General features: G+C 52.0%; 1 protein-coding gene (cut by a window edge). It reads right to left on the bottom strand.

What is annotated here, in order from left to right; translation table 11 throughout:
* Positions 1–23,955: the 5' portion of a non-ribosomal peptide synthase/polyketide synthase gene (locus HPL003_RS19270; protein WP_014281409.1), read on the bottom strand. Its footprint begins 8,277 nt before the window's first position; 23,955 of the gene's 32,232 nt are visible here — the first part of the coding sequence; the start codon lies at positions 23,953–23,955; its stop codon lies beyond the left edge, outside the window.

Genomic DNA, 23,955 nt, shown 5'->3' with positions numbered 1-23,955 from the left:
AGACAGAGCACTTTCCCTCTGGTCTTTTAATGTAGCATCCGAACCAGGTAACAAAGTCTGCTGTTCAAAGCCCGCCAAATAGCTGCTCCAATAATCTTTTGCGGCACGTTCATCCTGACGCTCCAGCCATTCGATATATTGACCATATGGGGTGATATTAGCAAGCTCCGGCTGCTTCTGCTCCAGCAGCGCAAAGTACGTACCGAACACTTCACCTGTCACCAGTGACAAGCACCAGCCGTCCATGACAATGTGATGGAAGCTCCACACCAAGTGATACGTCTCTTCATCTGTCTGCAACACCTGTACGCGCATGAGCGCATCGGTACCGAGATTAAAGCCCCGAGCCTGATCCTCCAGCTTGAACGTCTGAATATATGCCTGTTGCTCCGCTTCCTGCATTCCGCGTACATCCTTGAAGGAAAGGTCGCTATCTTTGTGACGGAGCACGATCTGCAACGGCTCCTGATTCTGTCCTGTCTCAAACATATGGAAATTCGTCCGCAGCGCTTCATGACGCTGTGTCAGTAGATCCAGACTCTTCCGGAAAACAGCCACATCGAAGCTGCCTTTTTGATTAAACGACGCTTGCTGGAAGTATGCGCCTGATTCCGGCTCCATCAAACTATGGAAAAGCATCCCCTTCTGCATAGGCGAGAGAGCATACACATTTTCCAGCTCACCCACAGCAGCCATTTGCTCCGTCAATTGTTCCAATTGCTCCAACGTCAAGCCCTTGAACAAGACATCGCTTGGTGTTAGCTCACTCCGCTCTTTGGAGGCACAATGAACGATCACTTCCTGCAAGCTCTCCTGCAGCAATTGTGCAAATTTTTCCACGTTTTGTTGATGATATACCTTGCTGTCATAGCGAATTTCCAACTTGAGCACGCCTGCTGTAATCATCCCGTTCACATTCAGCGGATGCTCCAGAGCGGTACGGTCACTCATCGGCTCTCCACCTGTATGCGAAGACAGCGTGATATCACCATTTTCCAAATCCTGATCAAATTGTCCCAAATAGTTAAAGCTAATTTCAGGCTGCAAAGCCAAGGAAGGATTGGTATCATGCTGCTGAGACATATATTTCAAAATACCGTAGCCAATGCCCTTATGTGGCACACGACGCAGGTCTTCCTTCACCCGTTTGATTCGCTGACCAACTTCTGCCTTGCCGTCAACATCGAGCAGCACCGGATATTGGCTCGTAAACCAGCCCACTGTACGCGTGATGTCGATATCTGGAATAATGGCTTCCCGGCCATGTCCCTCCAGGTTGACCAGCACACGCTCCTGATCGCTCCAGTTGTATAACGCTGTACCCAGTGCGGTTAACAGCAGATCATTGACCTCTGTGTTATATGCACGATGTGCTTCCTGAAGCAGCAATCGTGTTTCCTGCTCACTCCAGGCCACGGTCACCGTCTCACTGTCTCTGATCAGAGAATGCGGTCCTTCCGCGCTCGCTTGATCCTTAGGCAACGATGCAAGTTCCGTTTGGGCAAGGTTCTGCCAGTATTCACGCTCGTCTTCGATGGCCGGACTATTCGCATATTGAGACAAGTGCTCTGCCCAAGCGGAGAATGAGTCCGTTTTGTATGGTAGACGAATGGCTTCTCCCTGAACGGCCTGCTCATACCCGGTGGCAAAATCCTCAAATATAATCCGCCATGAAATGCCGTCTACGACCAAATGGTGGATCGCAATCAGCAAATGATCTCCGTCCGTGCAGCGGAAAAGCCCCAGCTTGACCAGTGGTCCCTCATCCAGACGAATGGAACTTTGAATAGCGTTCGCTTTCTCTTCAATGGCCTTCATCACGTCCGCAGCGTCTTCGACGCCCGTCAAATCAACAACGTCCAGACTATATAGCTTGCCTTCGTTCAAGCCACGATTCCACGCTTCATAGCCCTGTTCGGTCTGACGGAAGACCATGCGCAGCGCATCATGATGCTCAGTGACCTTCGTTACCGTTTGATGCAATGCGGCTTCATCGAAGCCTTGCTCTCTATACAGCATCACCGACTGGTTGAAATAATGCGGCTCTGCTGTGGATTGTTCAAAGAACCATTGCTGAATCGGGGTCAGCTTGACCGCTCCCGAAGCCGCACGCTGATCGGCTGTACGGCTGACCTTGTGGACATGACCACTCAGCAACGATACGGAAGGATATTGGAACAAATCCTTCATTTCCAGCTTGTAGCCCGCTTGCAGCAAGCGGGAGGATACTTGAATCGCCTTGATCGAATCGCCGCCCAGATCAAAGAAATTATCCAAAATCCCGACTCTCTTGGCCCCTAATACAGCCTGCCAAATGGAAACCAAAGTCTGTTCCAGCGCTGTGCGCGGCTCTACATAATCCGCTCCGCTTTGCAGGCTGCCTTCCGGCGCTGGCAGTGCCTTGCGGTCGATTTTGCCATTCGGTGTCAATGGCATCTGTTCTAACTGGATGAAATACGAAGGCACCATGTAGTTTGGAAGCTCCTCGCCCAGTAAGCCGCGCAGCTCTCCTGCACTCACGTCCCGTTCAGCAACATAGTACGCCACCAGTTGGTTTTGCCCCTGCTCGTCCGCCTGAGCCAATACGATGACCTCTTGCACATCTTCCACCTTCAGAATTTGTGCCTCAACCTCGCCCAGCTCGATCCGGTAGCCCCGGATCTTGACCTGATAGTCGATCCGGCCCAAATACTCGATGTTGCCGTCTGGCATCCATCTCGCCAAGTCACCCGTGCGATACATCCATTCATAGCCTGCTTTGCCAGCCGCAAATGGATTCGGTACAAATTTCTCAGCCGTCAGCTCTGGACGATCCAGATAGCCGCGAGCCAGACCCGGACCGGACACGCACAGCTCACCTGCTACGCCTACCGGAGCCAAGTGTCCATGCACATCCACCATGTATACCCGATGATTCGGCATAGGGCGTCCGATCGAAATCAGTTGGCCTGCTCTCTCATCCTCGGATACCGGCCAGATCGACGTCGCTACCGAGTTTTCGGTTGGACCGTAGCCGTTGTAGTACGCCACCTGATCCTTCCATTTGTATACCAGCTCTGTTGATGACGCTGAACCGGCAGTGAACAGAATACGCAGGTTTGGCATCCGTTCCGGCTCCAGATACACCGCATAGGTTGGTGGCAAGGCTGCCACGGTGATTTGATGATCCGCCATATATTGCTCGAATCTCTCATAGTTCAAAATCGTCTCTGACGTTGGCACGTACAACGTGGCTCCGCAGAACAGCGCTTGGAAGATTTCCCAGCAAGCCGCATCAAACGAATAGCTGGCGAACAACAACGCATGATCCGACGCGCTGATCCGCAGTGTCTGATCAAAATACGTTTTGAGATTGCACAGCCCGTGATGCTCCAGCATAACGCCCTTCGGCTGCCCCGTCGTACCCGACGTATAGATCACATACGCCAGATCGTTCGGCCCGGATACAGGCTCCAGATTGGAACCATCCTCGTGATACACACCCTGTGCCCCATCCAGCACCAGCACATTGCCGCCGAAATCCACTTTGTCCACCAGATGGCTTTGCGTCAACAACAGCTCTGCCCCTGAGTCGTCCAGCATGTAGCGGATACGCTCCTCTGGATACGTCGGATCAATTGGCACATACGCACCCCCGGCTTTCAAAATCCCGAAGATGCCCACGATCATATCCACCGAACGCTCGGTCATCAGACCTACTAGACGACCCTTCGTCACGCCTTGACTGCGCAAGGTACGAGCCAGACGATTCGCACGTTCATTCAGCTCGCGGTAGGTCAACTGCTCTCCTTCAAAGAACAACGCTGCCTGCTCCGGTGTCTGCGCTGCTTGTGTCTCGAACAAGCCATGGATCGTTTGCTCGCTTGGATACTCGGCGGCTGTATCTCCCCATGCGCCCAGAATTTGCTCGCGCTCCTGCTCGCTTAACATATCCAGCTCTTGCACCCGAATGTCCGGCTTCGCTGTCACTTGCTCCAGCAGTTGCACCAGATGACCTCGAATTTGTTCTACACTTTCACGTTCAAATGCCAGCGCATTATAACCAAAGCTCATGTGGATGGTGTTCCCTGGCAGCACCACCAGGTTAAAGTCATAGTTGGTCTGCTCGACAGACTCGACCCCTGTGATGCTAAAGCTGGACTCTTCACCGTTACCTAATTGCTCAATTTGCTCCTCTACCGGATAGTTCTCAAAAATCAGAATATGATTGATCAAATCCTGCTTAAGCTCCGACAGCCCCTGAATTTCATACAACGGGTACGTATCGTAGGCATGAGAAGCAATGGATTGCTCCTGAGTTTGCTTCATCACGTCTGAGAATAAGCTATCCTCACGACTGCTGATGCGTACAGGAATCGTATTGATAAACAGACCAATGATGTGCTCCACATTTGGAATCTCTGCCGGACGTCCAGATACGACGCTGCCGAACACTACATCATCCGTGCCATTATATTTTTGCAGCAAAATGCCCCAGACGGTCTGCATCAGCGTATTAATGGTTACCTGATAACGCTTGGCTATTCGCTGAATACCAGCCGTTAGCTCCGCACCCAAGTCAAAGTCCAGACGCTCCGCCTGATATCCCGTTTTACCCTGGATTTTAGCCTGTGGCAAGCGGGACTGTTCCTCATACCCTTCCAGAACCTTGCTCCAGTAACCTGATGCAGCCTGACGATCCTGCTGCTCCAGCCATTCGATATATTGACTGTACGGCGTTACAGGTGCCAGTTCCGGCTGCTTTTGGGCCAGTATCGCAAAATAGCTCGCAAATACTTCGTTGGTCACCAGCGACAAGCACCAGCCGTCCATCACGATATGATGGAAACTCCATACAAAACGGTACGAATCCTCACTTGTGCGCAAAACAGCGACACGCATCAAAGCATCTTGTGCCAGATCAAAGCCCCTCTGCTTGTCTTTACGCGTATATTCGAGGATATACTCGTTTTGCTTCTCTTCCTCCACATCGCGCAGGTCCTCTACATATAGTTCACTGCGCTTATTGCGGTACACGACCTGAAGCGGTTCATCCTTCCAGCCACTGTAGAAGTTCGTGCGCAGTGCCGTATGCCGCTGCACCAATACATCCAAGCTTGCCGCAAAAGCAGCGATATTAAAATGTCCTTGCAAATCAAAGGATGCCTGCTCAAAATAAGCTCCCGATTGCGAATCCATCAGATTGTAAAAGAGCATACCCTTCTGCATCGGCGTCAGTGCGTATACATTTTCCAGCTCACCTGTACGTGCAGCCTGTTCCGCAATTTGTTCCAGCTCTCCAGTCGTCAGACCTTTGAAGGACACATCACTCGGAGTCAACGCCGGCTGTTCCTGAGCGACGCAATGCGTAATCACCTCTTGCAAAGCGGATTGCAGCAGTCCCGCCACACGTTCCAGCGTTTCTTTGCGATACTGCTTACGGCTGTAAGCGATCGTCAATCGCAGCGTGCCTTCCGAGATCATCGCGTTCAAATCCAGCGTGTACAGTAACGGTGAATGTGCATCATCTGTCTCCCCTGCACTGTAGGACGACAACGTAATTCCGCTATTTTGCAGATCCTGATCGATCTGACCCAAATAGTTGAAGCTGATTTCCGGTTCTGCTGCAATCGCACGCGCCTCGTCCGATGCGGACGCATGGGACAAGTAACGCCAGGTTCCATACGTCAGCCCTTTATGCGGGATCCGGCGCAGGCCTTCCTTCGTGTCTTTAATCCGCTCTGCCAGCGTCAGATTGGCACCCGTGTCCAGCAGCACCGGATACAAGCTCGTAAACCAGCCTACTGTACGTGTAATATCCACCTCTGGCAGGATCGCTTCCCGACCATGTCCCTCCAAATTCACCAGCACACGTCCTGCGCCTGTCCAGTTATGCATCGCCAATCCTAACGCGGTCAGCAGCAAATCATTGACCTCGGTGTTGTAGGCGCGATGTGCCTGCTTCAACAACTGCTGGGTTTCAGCTTCGGTCCACTCCACCGTCAGCACTTCGCTGTCTGCATTCAAGGAGCCCTCATAGGCAAAATCCTTAGGCAGCGACGCAGCATCAGCTTTGGCCTGCTCCAGCTGCTGCCAGTAGACTTCATCCGATGCAGCCTCAGGACGGTTGGCGTAAGACGACAACTCCCGTGCCCATGTTTGGAAGGAATCCGTTTTATATGGCAAACGTACAGGCTCACCCTTCAGCGCCTGTTCGTAGCCTGTAGAGAAATCTTCAAACAGAATCCGCCACGACACCCCGTCCATCACCAAATGGTGAATGGCTATGAGCAAATGATCGCCCTCTGCTGTGTGGAACAATCCCAGTTGCACGAGAGGTCCTTCGGACAGATACATGCTGCTTTGAATTTCAGTTGCCTTCGCTTCCAGCGCTTCCGCATAGGTTGCCTGTTCACGGTAATCCACCGTTTCCAACGTATACAATGCGCCTTCATCTACACCGCGTGTCCAAGCCGTGGTTCCGGATGAAACCTGACGGAAAACCGTACGAAGCGCATCATGGTGCTTCACGATTTGATCCATTGCCCGGCGAACCGCTGTCTCATTAAAGCCCTCGGCGCTATAGAGCGTGACCGCCTGATTAAAGTGCTGCGGACGCTCGCGCTCCTGTGCAAAGAACCAGTGCTGGATCGGAAGCAAAGCGGTTTCCCCGCTCACTTCTCCTTGATCTGCAATACGGTTCACCTCTTGCATATGCGATGCCAGTGCTGCGACTGTTGGATACTGGAACAAATACTTCATGTCCAGCTTGTAGCCTGCCTGGAACGCACGGGATGCGATTTGAATTGCCTTGATTGAATCGCCGCCCAGATCAAAGAAATTGTCTAAAATACCGACGGTTTGCACGCCCAGGACGGACTGCCAGACCGCCACGAGTGCCCGTTCCGGTGCGGTGCGCGGCTCTGCATAATCCGCCCCGCTTTGCAGGCTGCCTTCCGGTGCTGGCAGTGCCTTGCGGTCGATTTTGCCGTTTGGACTCAGCGGCATCTGCTCCAGTTGTACAAAGTACGATGGCACCATATAGCTTGGCAGCTCCCGGCCCAGCTCACTTCTCAGTTCATTTCTCAGTTCACTGGCTCCGAGCTCTTGCCCAGCAACGTAGTACGCCACCATTTGTTTTTGCCCTGTTTCATCCGCACGAGCCATGACAACCGCTTCTCGTACCGACTCCACCTTCAACAACTGTGATTCGACCTCGCCCAGCTCAATCCGGTATCCACGGATTTTCACCTGGTGGTCAATCCGGCCCAAATATTCGATATTGCCGTCCGGCATCCATCTCGCCAAATCGCCCGTGCGATACATCCGCTCATAGCCTGCTTCGCCACCCGCAAACGGATCCTTCACGAATTTCTCTGCCGTCAGCTCTGGACGGTTCAGATAGCCGCGTGCTACACCTACACCGCCGATGCACAGCTCCCCTGCAACCCCAATCGGCTGCAATTGCTCCGTGCCTTCCTTCACGATGTACAGACGGATGTTCTGAATCGGTTTTCCGATGGGAATAACCGCATATTTCTCCGTCGGCTCGCAATCAAAGTACGATACGTCCACCGTCGCTTCGGTTGGTCCGTACAGATTGATCAGCTTCGCTCCAGCGATACCTGACACGAGCCGTTGGAACCTCGCTACATGCTGCGGCGGCAACGCTTCCCCACTGGCAAATACATGGCGCAGTGTTCCCAGCTTCGCTTCCATCATTTCCTGCGGCTGCTGCTCCACATACTCCAAGAACGCATGCAGCATCGCAGGCACAAAGTGCATCGTGCTTACGCCATCGCGGGCAATCGTGTCTACGATATCCTCGGGATTCTTTTCCCCGCCAACCGACAGCAGACTCACCTTCGAGCCAACCATCGACCACCAGAACAGCTCCCACACCGATACGTCGAACGTGAAGGCGGTCTTTTGCAGGATCGTATCCTCCGCACTCAAGCCGTACCGATCATGCATCCACATTATCCGGTTCAGCACGGAATGGTGCTCAACCATAACGCCCTTCGGTTTTCCAGTCGAGCCGGAGGTGTAGATCACATAGGCTACATGACGCGGACCAGCCAGCGGCTCCAGATTCGAGCCATCCTCGTGGTACATGTCCTTGCCATCCAGCACCGGACGATCCAGCACCAGCACCTTGCCGCCGAAGCTCAGCGACGCCTGCTCGGCCAAATGCGATTGCGTCAGCACCAGCTTCGCTCCTGAATCCTCCAGCATGAAGCGGATACGGTCCGTCGGATATTCTGGGTCGATCGGCACGTAAGCTCCGCCTGCCTTGAGGATCGCATAGATGCCTACGATCATTTCCAGCGAGCGGTGTACCAGAATGCCCACCGGCTGATCCGGTTCAACGCCTTCTGCACGCAAGGTGCGTGCGAGACGATTGGCTCGTTCGTTCAGTTCACCATAGGTCAACGATTCCGATCCCAACAGCACTGCCACCTGATCCGGTGTTTTTGCCGCCTGTTCCTCGAACAGCGCACTTAACGTCTGATCCTGCGGATAAGCTGCCGCCGTAGCTCCCCAAACCTGAACAATCTGCGCTTGTTCTTCCGGTGTTACCAATCCCAGTTCATCCACACAGATATGCGGATTATCTACAATTTGCCCGATAACATGGTCGATATGGCCTTGGATACGCTCCATAGCAAACCGGTTATATACAAGAGCATTGTATTCAAACAGGATGGAGATATCCTCGTCAGGCACGACAATCAGGTTAAAATCGTAGTTGGTTTGCTCTGCAAGTGCCACATTGGCAATAGAGAAGCCAGTCTGTGCGCCTGTCTCGCCGGAGCTGCCTACCTGCTTCATTTGCTGCCCGATCGGATAGTTTTCAAAGATCATAATATGATTAATCAGGTCTTGCTTTTGTTCAGTCAGCGCCTGAATGTCATACAACGGGAAGGTATCATACGCACTGGTCGCCAAAGCCTGCTCCTGTGTCCGTTGCAATATTTCAGCAAACGTAGCATTCTGCTCACTGCTAATGCGAACCGGAATCGTATTGATGAACAGACCGATCATGTCCTCCACACCCGGAATTTCTGCCGGACGTCCGGATACAACACTACCAAACACAACATCCTGATTATTATTGTATTTTTGTAAAATAACGCCCCAAACGCTTTGCAGCAATGTATTAATCGTTACCTGCTGCTGCTTGGCAATGCGGTTTAACGCCGCGCTCCGTTCTTTACCTAGTACAAATGACAGCTTTTCCGAAACATAACCGGAATTTGAAGCCGCACCACTTCCTTCTTTATCTTCAACCCGTGCCATTACGGAAGCCTGTGCATGCTCGCCAGGCAGCAAGGTCTGCTGCTCGAAGCCAGCCAAATAGTCGCTCCAATAGCGGGTCGCTTCCTGCGTATCCTGCCGTTCCAGCCATTCAATATACTCACTATACGGCTTGACAGGTGCGAGCTCTGGCTGCTTGTGCTCCAGCAGGGCAAAATATGCACCAAACACTTCGTCCGTCACCAGAGACAAGCACCAGCCGTCCATCACGATATGATGGAAGCTCCATACAAAACGGTATGAGCTATCCCCCGTGCGGAAGACGGTTACGCGCATAAGCGCATCCTTGCCTAAATCAAAGTTTTGCTCTTTATCCAGGTCCACAAATTCAGCTACAGCGTCTTCACGACCTCTGACATCCTCATAGCGGAAGCCCGGATTTTTATAACGATAGACGACCTGTAACGGTTGACCATGCCAGCCGCTGTAGAAATTCGTCCGGAATATAGCATGTCGGTTAACCAGCAGCTTCAGGCTTTCCTCGAATACAGTCGGCTCAAAATGGCCCTCAAGATCAAAGGTCGCCTGTTCAAAATACACTCCTGATTCTGCGTTCATCAGACTATGGAACAGCATACCCTTCTGCATCGGCGTTAACGGATACACATTCTCCAATTCCCCAACCGTCTGTGTCTGCTCAACAATCGTGTCTAATTGCTCCAGCGTCAGACCCTTTAACAGTACATCGCTTGGAGTCAAATCTGGCCGCTCCCGTATGACACAGTGCTCGATAATTTCAAGCAAGTTGGCTTTCAGCAGGTTAGCCAGCATTTGGATGGTGTCCTTGCGGAAGGCCTTGCCGTTATACCGAATATCCAGCTCCAGTATGCCGTTCGTGACGATCCCGCCCACATCGAGCGCGTATTTCATCTTCGTCCGGTCACTAACAGCCAAACCAATCGGGTAAGGAGACATCCGAATATCGCTGTTTTGCAAATCCTGATCAAACTGTCCGAGATAGTTAAAGCTCACTTGCGGTTCGGCGTAGCCTCCATCTGTTTGACCCGTATGCAAAGCGTCTTCTTTATGACCAACGGCTTGGCCGGCTTCACTCAGATGTCTCCAAATACCATAGCCAATTCCTTTATTCGGAATCTGACGCAGGCTCTCTTTGACCTGTTTGATGCATCCCGTCAAATCGTGATCACGACCGATGTCCAGCAATACCGGATATTGACTCGTAAACCAGCCTACAGTACGTGAAATGTCCATATCCGGCAAAATGTCCTCACGTCCGTGCCCCTCCAAATGGATCAGGCTACGTTCACGCCCCGTCCATGTGTACAGCATCATGCCCAATGCAGCCAGAAGCAGATCGTTCACTTCCGTGTTATACGCGCGGTGCGCCTGCTTCAATAGCCGCTCTGTCTCTTCTTCCGTAAGCTTGATGACCACTGTATCCGTGTCAGTCAAGGTAAATTCGCCATCCTGTGCTTGATCCTCAGTCAACCGTACTTGATCCACCAAAGCAGATGCGTTCAATTGCTCCCAGTAGGCGCGTTCACTTTCCATTACTGCGCTATCCGCATAGGTGGAAAGTCGCTCAGACCAGGAACGGAAGGAATCCGTTTTGTCCGGTAACTGGAGTGCTTCCTCATTTACAGCCTGTCCATAGGCTGTGGCCAAATCCTCAAACAAAATACGCCACGACACACCGTCCACCACCAAATGGTGAATCGCCATTAGCAGATGATCCCCATCTGCACAGTGGAACAAACCAGCTTTAAACAGCGGCCCTTCCTGCAGATGAATACTGCTTTGAATTTCACTGGCTTTCGCCTCAATCGCTGCGCTGAGCACGGCTTCATCCGTCAAATTCCTAAAGTCCAGCACGTCCAGGTGATACAGCGCGCCTTCCTGCAATCCGCGGTTCCATGCTTCATAGCCTTGCTCTGTCTTGGTGAACACCATCCGTAGTGCATCGTGGTGCTCCGCCAGCTTGATAAGCGCCTGGCGCAGAGCGGATTCGTCAAAGCCCTGCTTCCGGTGTAGCATGACCGCCTGATTAAAGTGATGCGCGTCCACTTGCTCCTGCTCCGCAAACCAGTATTGAATCGGCGTCAGCACCGCTTTCCCTGTGACTTCGCCTTGCTCGGCCGTTCTCTTGCCCGCTAAACTCAGATGCGGAGCCAGCTCCTTCACGCTTGGATATTTGAACAAGTCCTTCATGTTCAGCTTATAGCCTGCCTGGAACGCACGGGATACGATTTGAATTGCCTTGATTGAATCGCCGCCCAGATCAAAGAAATTGTCCAAAATACCGACGGTTTGCACGCCCAGAACAGACTGCCAGACTGCTACAAGTGCCCGTTCCAGTGCGGTGCGCGGCTCTGCATAATCCGCTCCGCTTTGCAGACTGCCTTCCGGTGCCGGCAGTGCCTTGCGGTCGATTTTACCGTTTGGTGTCAGTGGCATCTGCTCCAACTGAATGAAATATGAAGGCACCATATAACTTGGCAGCTCCCGCCCCAGTTCACTTCTCAGTTCATTTCTCAGTTCACCGGCTCCAAGCTCTTGCCCGGCGATAAAGTATGCCACCAGTTGGTTTTGGCCTGTTTCGTCCGCACGAGCCACGACGATGGCTTCTCGTACTGGCTCCACCTTCAGCAATTGCGATTCAACCTCGCCCAGCTCAATCCGGTACCCCCGAATTTTCACCTGATGATCGATCCGGCCCAAATATTCGATGTTGCCGTCTGGCATCCATCTCGCCAAATCGCCTGTGCGGTACATCCGCTCATTGCCTGCTTTTCCGCCTGCAAACGGATTATTCACAAATTTCTCGGCCGTCAGTTCTTCGCGATTCCAATACCCACGGGCCAAGCCTTCTCCTGCAATACATAACTCGCCCGGCACACCGATTGGCTGCACTCCATCATTCGCATTCATGATATACATTTGCGTATTAGCGATAGGACGTCCAATATTAATTTGATCGGCATGGGTAAGTTCCTGTACCGTCGACCAAACCGTCGTTTCTGTAGGTCCGTACATGTTATAAATGCGGAGACCGTTCATTTCTTGCAGTGCTGCCAGCAGCTTGGGCGGAAGTGCTTCACCCCCGACCATAATTTCCTTCACGCTTCGCAGCGCACGGGAACCTGCTTCATGGCCCAGCAGCATTTGCACCCGGGATGGTGTCATTTGCAACATATCAATATGATGATGAACGATCAACTCACCAAGCGCCTGAGGATCAATCTGATGCTGGCTGTCGCCAAGCACAACAGTCATTCCACCCAACAGTGGCAGGATGGTTTCCAATACGAAAATATCGAAAGAAATTGTCGTGAGTGACAAAATGGTTTTGCCCGCTTCAAAGTCGATGATTTCGCTCATCCCTGTAATAAAGTTGAGTACCGAGCCATGCTGGAGCATAACTCCTTTCGGATTTCCAGTTGATCCAGAGGTATAGATAACGTAAGCCAAATGCTCTGGGCGGGCGATCGCCTCCAGATTGCCGCTCTCTCCCTGATACAATTCTGTATCCTCAAGGAATATTGCATTGGCGTTGCAATGGTGCTCTTCCACCAAATCACGACTGGTCAGAAGCACTGCGGCCTTACTGTCTTCCAGCATGTATTCAATACGAGATGACGGAAATTCGGGATCAATCGGCACATAAGCACCGCCTGCTTTTAGAACAGCAAGGAGACCTACGATCATTTCCACTGAGCGCTGTACCATCAGGCCGACCAGCTTGTCGGGTCCTACTCCCTGCGCTTGAAGCACTCGTCCCAATGAATTGGCCCGTTCATTCAGCTCCCGATAAGTCAGACTCTGATTTCCAAACACCAATGCCACTTGATCCGGCGTACGCTCCACCTGCTCCTCAAACAGCTGATGGATCGTCTGATTGCGCGGATATACCGAAGCGGTGTCATTAAACGCTTCTGTAATCTGTTGTTTTTCCACCGCTGTGACCAATTCCAGCTCTTCAACGCGAACATTCGGATGGAGTGAAATTTGCTCCAGCAGACGGACAAAATGTCCATGCAGACGCTCAATGCCTATTTGATCAAAGCAGAGCGCGTTATACATAAAACGAATCTTTATACCTTCTCCCGGCATAACGGCTACGTTCAGATCGTAGTTGGTTTCCTCTGTAGTCACTACGTTCGAAATCGTAAATTTATCGTGTCCATTGCTTCCCAGTTGCTCTACCTGTTGCTCTACCGGATAATTTTCAAATATCATAATATGGTTGATCAAATCCTGCTTCTGTTCGGTCAGCGCCTGGATTTCATACAACGGGAATGCGTCGTAGCTATTAGAGGCCAGCGCCTGCTGCTGGGTTCGTTTCATCAGTTCAACAAAGGCCTCACCTTTTTCAGACAAAATGCGCACTGGAATCGTATTTATGAACAACCCAATCATGCGCTCCACACCCATAATATCGGCTGGACGACCGGATACAACACTACCGAATACAACATCCGAACTGTTGTTATATTTTTGCAACAGCACGCCCCATACCGTCTGAATCAATGTGTTGATCGTCACCTGATTTTGCTTCGCCACCCGTTCGATCTGAGCGACCAGTTCCGGCTGGAATTCGCATTCCAGTTCTCCAGCGATATATTCCCCGACTTGTGCGGATTTAGGCAGTGTTTTTTGCTGCGGAAGCGTTATTTGCTGCTCATAGTCTGCCAGATACCCGCTCCAGTATTGCAGGGCCGCTTCACGATCCTGACGCTCCAGCCATTCAATAAAACGACTGAACGGCGTGACCTGCTCAAGCATTGGCTCCTGACCCGCACGAAGTGCCTGATAGCTGCCAAATACCTCCTGTATCATAAAGGACAAGCACCAGCCATCCATCAAAATGTGATGGAAGCTCCAAACAAAGTGGTACGTTTCATCCCCCGTTTGCAAAATGGAGATACGATTGAGTGCATCCTCTGCCAGACGGAATCCTTTGGCTTTATCTGCAAGGTCAAAAGCCTCAACCCGAGCTTCACGTTCCTCTTTTTCTAGTCCGCGCAAGTCTTCGTAGTACAATTCTCCGCTGCGATTGCGGAAGACGACCTGTACAGGCTCATCCTTCCATGAATGGATAAAGTTCGTCCGTAGGGCCTCATGACGTTGTACAAGCAGATCCAGGCTTTTGCCGAAAGTGACCACATCAAAGCGTCCGTTCAACTCAAAGGTGGCCTGCTCAAAATAAGCCGCCGAATCCTCGTCCATCATGCTGTAGAAGAGCATACCCTTTTGCATTGGCGTTAAGGCATACACATTTTCCAGCTCACCCAGATCTCGCGTATCTTCCACCAGCTGCTCCAGCTCGTCCAGCGTTACGTTATCTAGCAGGACATCACTTGGTGTCAATACCGTTCTTTCCTGGGCGACGCAATGGCTGATCACCTCACGCAAGCCCGAAGCCAGCAGCTCTCCAAGCCGGGCAATCGTCTCATGACGGAACTGCGTTGTGCCGTAGCGAATCGTAAAGATCAGCTCGCCGTCCTCGATCACTCCATTGATATCCAGCGCAAAATCCATAGCCGCGTTTGTGCTGACAGGCACACCCATAGAGTAGGAGGAAGGCACCAAATCGTTGCCTTTATAATCCTGATCAAACTGGCCCAGGTAGTTAAAGTTGATTTCTGGGGCCAACTGGAGCTGTACACCTGCTTGCGTGAAAGCCTCCGTATTTGACAGGTATCGCAAAATACCATAACCAATGCCTTTTTGCGGAATATGGTGCAGCCCTTCCTTCACCCGTTTGATCAAACGGGCGATATTTTCGCCTTGTCCTAGGCTTCCATTCAGTACAACCGGGAATTGGCTCGTAAACCAGCCAACCGTGCGCGTAATATCTACATCTGTTAAAATGGCCTCCCGTCCATGACCCTCCAGGTTGACCAGCACGCGTTCAGAACCGGACCAGTCATATACGGCTTTCCCGAGTGCAGCTAGCAACAGGTCATTCATTTCCGTGTTATACGCGCGGTGAGCCTGTTTGAGCAACAAATCGGTTTCCTGCTTCGTCCAGCGGACGGTGACAACCTCACTGTCTCCAAGCAAGGCATGGTCGTTGTCATAATCCTTTGGCAACGGCTTCGCCAGACTTGCTTCTGCTTGTTCAATATGCTGCCAGTAAGCAAGCTCCCGCTCCATCGTCGCACTGTTCGCATAGGCTGATTGGTGCTCAGCCCATGTCTGGAACGAATCTGTTTTAAGCGGCAATCGAATAGCTTTGCCCGTTTTACCTGCAACAGCCTGCTCATAAGCGGCTGCCAAATCCTCCAGCAAAATGCGCCACGATACACCGTCCACGACCAAATGGTGAATGACGATTAACAAATGATCGCCCTGAGCGCATTGGAACAAACCAAGCTTCACAAGCGGCCCCTCGCTCAAATGAATGCCAGCTTGAATTTCATTCGCCTTGGCTTCCACAGCTGTGGATTCGACTTCAACCCCACTGAAATCTACAATTTCCAGTGTATATAGCTCGCCTTCCTCCACACTACGGTTCCAAGCTACATAACCTTGCTCCGTTTCGCGGAATACAGTACGCAATGCGTCATGATGTTGGACCATGCGTTCCATCGTATGGCGCAGCGCATCTACGTCAAAACGCCCGGCTCGGTACAGCATCATCGCCTGGTTGCTGTGGTGCAGGTCAACCGGCTGCTGCTCAAAGATCCACCGTTGAATAGGTGTCAGCTCTACCTCACCGGCTACCTCTTCCTGACTGGCAATTTTGCCATCTGTGCGAAGCAAAGGACTAAGGGACGCTACCGTCGGATTGCTGAACAGGTCCTTCATGTCCAGTCGATAGCCTGCTTGCAGCAATCGGGACGATACTTGCAAGGCCTTGATCGAATCGCCGCCCAGCTCGAAGAAGTTATCCTGCGTGCCTACCGTTTCCACGCCCAGCACCCCAGTCCATACCTTAGCCAGCACCTGCTCTACCGTTGTACGCGGTGCCACATAGGCTGCACCTGTATGGATGCTACCTTCCGGCTCCGGCAAGGCCTTGCGGTCGATTTTTCCGTTGCTCGTCAGCGGCACCGTCTCCAGTCGCATCAAGCGCGCTGGCACCATGTGTGCGGGCAGCCCTGCTTCCAGCTCTGCTTGTACCTCCTCGATCCGCAGCTCCGCTTCTCCCGTGATATAGCCGCACAAATACTTGTGCCCACGCTCGTCTGTCCGGTCGATCACTATCGCTTGACGCACACCCGGCACCCGCTGGATCACGGTTTCGATCTCGCCCAGCTCGATCCGGTAGCCCCGGATTTTGACCTGATAGTCCATCCGGCCAATAAAGTCCACATTTCCGTCCGGCATCCACCGTGCCAAGTCACCCGTGCGATACAGGCGTTCACCCAGCACGTACGGATTCGCCACGAATTTCTCGGCCGTCAGGTCGGCACGGTTCAGGTACCCGCGTGCTACCCCGGCTCCGCCAATGCACAGCTCGCCCAGCACGCCGATTGGCACCGGATTCAGCTGACTATCCACAATATAAAAACGTGCGTTCAGCCACGCCTGGCCAATCGGCACGCTGCCGCTGCTTGGCAGCTTCGACAGCTCTTCGTCATAGAAGCTGGAGTCAATCGCCGCTTCCGTTACGCCGTAGCTGTTAATGATCCGAATATCCGCACCAAACCGTTCTTGCAGCACCCGGTAATCCGTCACACTACAGCTATCCGAGCTCGTGATCAGGAGTTCCAGACTGCTCATGTCCAGTCCCTGTTCATGCACATGCTGCATGAACGGTACGATCAGGGCTGGTGTCGATTCGAACACCGTAATCTGAACATCCCGAATCCAGCCATACAGACGGCTTGGGTCAATCCGGTCATCTTTCGGGCAGATGACCATCGTTCCGCCGTTATAGAGCGCCCGTGCCATATCCCCGACGAATACGTCGAAGGAGAAGCTTGCCAGTTGCAGCAGTCGTACCGGGAACTGGTTCAGACGGTAATCCCGGCGATACGCCGCAGCCGTATTCACCAAGCTGCGATGCTCGATCATGACGCCCTTCGGACGTCCCGTTGTACCGGAGGTGTAGATCACATACGCCAGGTCCTGTGGCTCGTTGATGTGCTCGATATCCGCAATATCCCCGGTGTACAGCGACTCATCGTCCAACGCCAGTACAGTCTGCAAACGCAATCCTGTTGCTGGCTCGGATGTTGCTTCACTGTCAGATGGCGAATCTATTGCTAAACTCAGGTCTCCATGGAGGGTATCTGATTCCACCGTCTCAGCGCTAACCGCCGTTTCCAGTTGGCCCTCAGACTTCCCGTCGGCCAAGGCCCATCGGCTCTCCTCCAGCCATACCTGGGCACGCTCCTGCAAGCCCGTTTGAGTCAGCAGCACCGTCGCACCGCTGTCCTCCAGCATAAAGCGGATACGCTCTGACGGATAATCGGCATCCAACGGCACATACGCGCCTCCAGCCTTCCATACCGCCAGTACGCCGACCAGCATGTCCACCGAACGTTCGCTCAAGATGCCGACAATCGACTCACGTCCAATGCCTTCATTTCTCAATCTACGAGCCAATTGGTTCGCACGCTCGTTCAGCTCGCAGTACGTAAGCTGATTCTCCTCGTACACAACCGCCACGTGATCCGGCACAAGCTGCGCCTGTTCCTCCACATAGACGTGGAACAACCCTTCGATTTCCTTCGCATCACTCCACGCAGACACGCCAACTGAACCAAAACCGTCGATGATCTTCGCTTTTTCCTCAGCAGTCACCAGCTCAAGCTCATCTACCAGCGCATTCGGTCTGTTAATCGCTTCCTCTACGATATGCAGCAAATGCTCACGGATTTGCTCCATAGCTGCGCGTTCAAACACCTGCGCGTTATATTCCAAATGAACACCGATTTCATCACCCGGTACAACTGTAATGTTGAAATCATAGTTCGTTTGCTCCGACACGGAAGCATTCGCAATGGTAAAGCCGTTCGTGTCATGGCTACCCATTTGCTCCATGCTCTGTTCCACCGGATAGTTTTCAAACACCATAATATGGTTTACCAAATCCTGCTTCTGCTCTGTCAGGGCCTGAATTTCATACAATGGATAGGTTTCATAGGCACGGGAAGCAAGCGCCTGCTCCTGTGTCTGCTTCATCAGCCCAGCAAACGTAACATCTTCCCCGCTGTGAATCCGTACAGGAACCGTATTAATGAACAAACCGATCATTTTATCGATGCCCGGAATATCCGCTGATCTACCGGATACAACACTACCAAATACAACATCCCGACTATGGTTATATCGTTGCAGCACAACACCCCATGCCGCTTGCAGTAGCGTATTGACCGTCACCTGCTGCTGCTTGACCAGCTTGTTCATCCGTTCCGTCACTTCACGGCTCAGCGTAAACGAAAGCTTCTCAGCCTCATACCCCTTGGCGTGACCGTCGAGCTGTTTCGCTTGCGGCAACACCGTCTGTTGTTCAAAGCCGGCAAAATAGTCGCTCCAGAACCGTTCTGCTTCCGCGTTGTCCTGCCGTTCCAGCCATTCAATATATTCGCTATATGGCGTCACCGGGGCAAGCTCTGGCTTCCGGTTTTCGAGCAATGCAAAATACGTATTGAAGGCTTCCCCGACAACCAGGAACAAGCACCAGCCGTCCATCAAAATATGGTGGAAGCTCCACACAAAACGGTACGATTCCTCGCCCGTACGTAATATAGATACTCTCATCAGCTCGCCTGAGCTGAAATGAAACCCTTCCACTTTGTCTCGCTCAGTAAAATCTGCAATGTACGCGTCCAGTTCTCCTTGCTCCATTGAACGCACGTCTTCAAAACGGAATCCGGCAGCTTTATGACGATACACCACCTGTAAAGGCTGCTCATTCCAGCCGCTATAAAAATTCGTTCTAAAAATTTGATGGCGATTTACCAGCAGATTCAGGCTTTCGGCAAAAGCGTCCACTTGAAAGCTGCCCTGCAGATCAAATGTTGCCTGTTCAAAATACGCCCCGGATTGCGGCTCCATCAAACCGTGGAACAAGATCCCCTTTTGCATCGGCGTTAGCGAATAAATATTTTCCAGCTCTCCCGCAGCAGCGGTTTGCTCTACAATGTGCTCCAGTTCTCCAGCCGTTAGTCCTTGGAAGGACAGATCACTTAGTGTCAGCTCTGGCAGCGCTTTGTCCACGCAATGAGCTATTACCTGGCGCAAGCTTACCTGAAGCAAATCAGCTAGCCTTTTGATTGATTTTTTCATGAACGTTTTGCTGCTGTAGCTGATCGTCAGCTCTAGCGCACCGTCCGTGATCATGCCGTTGATATCAAGGACATACCGCTTGGTCAACGTGTCACTAATGGAAGCCCCGAGGGAATAAGGAGACATACGGAATGCATTATTTTTCAAATCCTGATCGAATTGTCCGAGATAGTTAAAGCTAATTTCCGGCTCGGCGACAAAAGCTACTTCCCCTTCTTCAGCAGCAGAAAGATATCTCAAAATACCGTATCCAATTCCTTTATGCGGCAAACGGCGCAGCCCTTCCTTGACGTCCTTGACACGTCGTCCCACATTCCGATCCTCACCCATATCCAGCACAACTGGGAATTGGCTGGTAAACCAGCCGACCGTACGTGTAATATCCACATCTGGCAAAATAGCTTCCCGTCCGTGACCCTCCAGATTCACAAGCACCTGACTGATGCCTGCCCACTCGTGAACCGCGGTTCCCAGAGCCGTCAGCAATAGATCGTTCGCTTCCGTATTATAGGCACGGTGTGCCTGCTTCAAAAATTGTTCTGTTTCTTCAACTGTCCACGCTACCGTGAGTGTGCGGTCATCGCGAAGATGAGGCTTGGCCTCGGATTTGCGAGTGTAATCCTTGGGCAAAGCTGCTTGAGTGGCCCCAGCTTGCTCCAGCTCTTGCCAGTATGCACGCTCCTTCTGCAATGCGGTGCTGTTCGCATAAGCTGACAGCTGATCAGCCCACAGGCGGAAGGAGTCCGTCTTATTCGGCAAACGGACAGACTCGCCCTGTAAAGCCTGCTCATATCCAGTTGCCAAATCTTCCAGCAAAATACGCCAAGACACACCATCCACCACAAAATGGTGGATCGCCACTAGCAAATGATCTCCATCAAGGCAACGGAACAGACCCAGCTTTACCAGGGGGCCTTCATCCAGGCGGATACTGCCTTGAATTTCGCTGGCTTTTGCTTCCAGCTCATGCGCAAAATCAGATTCGTTCGTAAAATCAACCACTTCGAGGCTGAATAGCTCACCTTCTTGTACGCCACGGTTCCATGCTTCGTACTCGCCATCTGCATTCTGGCGGAATACGATACGCAGAGCATCATGATGCTCAACCATGCGCTGCAGTGCCTGACGAAGCGCCGTTTCGTCCATACGATCCTCACGATGCAGCATCAACGCCTGATTATAGTGTTCAGGCTTGGACGGCTGCTGCTCAATAAACCAATGCTGAATCGGCGTCAACGCTACCGTACCCGTGACTTCCCCTTGGTCTGAGACGCGGCTCACCTGCTGCACCCGTCCATTCAGCTCAGCAATGGTCGGATATTGGAACAGTTCCCTCATTTCCAGTTTATAGCCGTTTTGCAGCAGTCTCGAAGACACCTGAATGGCCTTGATCGAGTCGCCTCCCAGATGGAAAAAGTTATCCAGTACACCGATATGCTCGATACCTAGTACAGATTGCCATACCGATACCAACGTCCGCTCCACATCTGTTCGCGCTGCTACATAATCCTCGCCAGAATCCACACTTCCCTCTGGCTGCGGCAACGCCCGGCGATCCACCTTGCCGTTCTGTGTCAGTGGCAATTGTTCCAGCTGTACAAAATACGACGGCACCATGTAGCCTGGCAGCTCCTGGCTCAAAGCGCTGCGCAGCTCACTTGCCACAACATCCTCATGGGTTACCACATAAGCGCAGAGCTGCTTTTGCCCCTGCTCATCCTCACGAGCAATCACGACGGCTTCTCGCACCGCCTCCAGCTTCAGCAACTGCGCTTCCACCTCGCCCAGCTCGATCCGATAGCCCCGGATTTTCACCTGTGCATCGATCCGTCCCTTGTATTCCAGCGTCCCGTCCGCATTCCACCGCACCAGGTCGCCTGTGCGATAGCAGCGTTCTCCGCTGCGGAACGGGCTGTCGATGAACTTTTCGGCCGTCAGGTCCGGGCGATTGCGATATCCACGGGCCACCCCGTCACCGCCGACAATCAGCTCTCCCCATGCCCCAACAGGCTGGAGCTGCATCGAATGGTCCACGACATAGGCTCTGGAGTTATGAATCGGACTGCCAATCGGCACCGATTCTGATTGCACGCCAGTAATCGCATGCGTGGTGGAAAAGGTCGTATTTTCCGTCGGGCCGTAGCCGTTTATGATCCGCAGGGACGGATGGGCTTTCAGCACCCGGTTAATATGCGGGACGGACAGCACATCACCGCCGACTAGGAGCTCCCGTACCCCCTCGAACAGCTCCAGATCCTGCTGGGACAGCTGATTAAAGAGCGGGGCGGTCAGCCACATCGTCGTAATGCCATGGCTGCGAACAGCTTTCTTGAGCTTCGGCGCGTCCAAAATGACATCCTGACTCACCAGCACCAGCTGTCCACCGTTCAATAGCGCACCCCAAATTTCGAAGGTGGACGCGTCAAAGACAACAGCCCCGGTCTGCAAAATGCGCGTATCAGCATCCAGTTGCGCATAGTTTGTATTTTTCACCAGACGCACGACATTACGATGCTCCACCATAACCCCTTTGGGCTGTCCAGTCGTTCCCGATGTGTACATCAAATAGGCGAGTCGATCCCCAAATTTACCCGCTTGTGAAATCTCATTTTTCGGATTTGTATAATGGGTATAATCCGCACGATGAGGCTCATTTTGATCCGATTGTACGGTATCTAGCCCTTGATCATCTTCTGACCCGTATAGAGTAGCATCGCTCAGATCCAGCACAATTCCGCTGTAGTCATCTGGCTGCTGCTCCGCATGCTGCACCAGCAGTAGCTTCGCGCCTGAATCCTCCAGCAGGTAGCGTACACGTTCTGCCGGATAATCCGGGTCAATCGGCACATACGCGCCGCCCGCCTTGAGGATTGCCAACATGCCGACGATCATATCTGTGGAACGCTCAGCGACGATTCCTACCGTCCGTTCAACAGTAACACCGTAACCGCGCAGCGTGTGAGCCAGTCTGTTGGCCTGTTCATTCAGCTGTCCATAGGTTAGACGACGGTTTCCAAACACAACCGCAGTCTGATCCGGCGTACGCTCTGCCTGTTGCTCGAACAGTTCATGAATCCCTGCATCGTGTGGATATGGCACTGCTGTAGCATTGAATACATCCACAATTTGCGTCCGCTCCTCGTCACTTATCAGTGACAACTCCTGTATCCGCTTCTGTGGGCCTTTCACCATATGCTCCGCTACACTCAAGAATTGTCGGATAATTCGGGCAATCTCCTGTTCGCTGAACAGCTCGGTACGATAATCCAAATGCAGTATAAACTTATCGTCATCCAGCATTTCTACCATATGAATATCAAAGTCATTCACCGTATCTCCACAGAAATCGGTATCCACTTGCTGAACGGCTTCATCAAACCGGGAGAAGCTCAGCGTACGATACTGAATGGAAACACCAAACAGACGCTGAATATCCAAACTGCTTTGCCGTTCACGCAAATCCTGAATAATTTTGTTGTACGGGTAACGCTGATGCCGCAAAATGGACGACTGCTCCTTGCCCACACCTTGCAGGAAGGTCAGCAGCTCGGATTCCGGCTCAACCAGCAGGCGCGTAGCCACGGTGCTGACGAACATGCCAATCGTATCCTTTTCCTTCTTCGACGTACGGTTAGCGTACAGGGTACCTGCTGTTAAATCCTGTTCCCCCGTCACTTTATGTAAATAAATATACAGGGCAGCCAGGAAGAACGTAAAAATACTGATTTTATGCTCGTCGCAAAAAGCCGTGACACCACGATATAATTCATGCTCCAGTGTATAGCTCTCCCGGCGTGCAGCTGTGCTCAGCGTTAGCGGATTGTATGATTTTAAACCTGTCGTCTCTGGCAAATCGGCAAACTTTTCCGTCCAATAGGTCTTGTCCTTCTGGTAACGGTCAGATTGCTCATAGCTTTGCTCCACCTGAATGAAATCCAGATATGGATTCGCTTTGGTCGGTGTAGCTTGACCTGTACCATGGACAATATCCATGTAATGCGTGGTAGTTTCATTAATGGCCTGATTCATGGATACACCATCTGAAATAATATGGTGCATTGTGAAACTGTACCAGGTTTCTTCTGCCCCCAGCTGCAAAATAACAAATTGGTAGAGCTGAGAATCCAGCAATAAAAAGGGCTGTGAATTAAGACGGTTTACTAATTGTTCGGCTTCCTCCGGGTTAACCTGGAGCGTTTCTATGCTTTGAGCGGTAAAAGGCTCTACATATTGATATGGAATGCCATCCTGAGCAGTGATTTTGATACGAAAAGAATCATTTTGCGCAATGACCTCGTTCATCGCCTGCTGCAATGCATCTATACGAACAGTTCCCTTGATTTTAACAGTTGCAATAAGCGTGGACGTGTTGCGATTGGGATACAAAAGCTCCGTATACCAAATCCGTTGCTGTGGCTGGCTTAATGCAAACAATTGAATATCGTGCTGAGTCAT

It is taken from the genome of Paenibacillus terrae HPL-003, assembly GCF_000235585.1.
Classification (GTDB): Bacteria; Bacillota; Bacilli; order Paenibacillales; family Paenibacillaceae; genus Paenibacillus; species Paenibacillus terrae_B.
The sequence above is the reverse complement of the archived record's forward strand: the minus strand, read 5'-3'. Positions and strand labels throughout refer to the sequence as shown.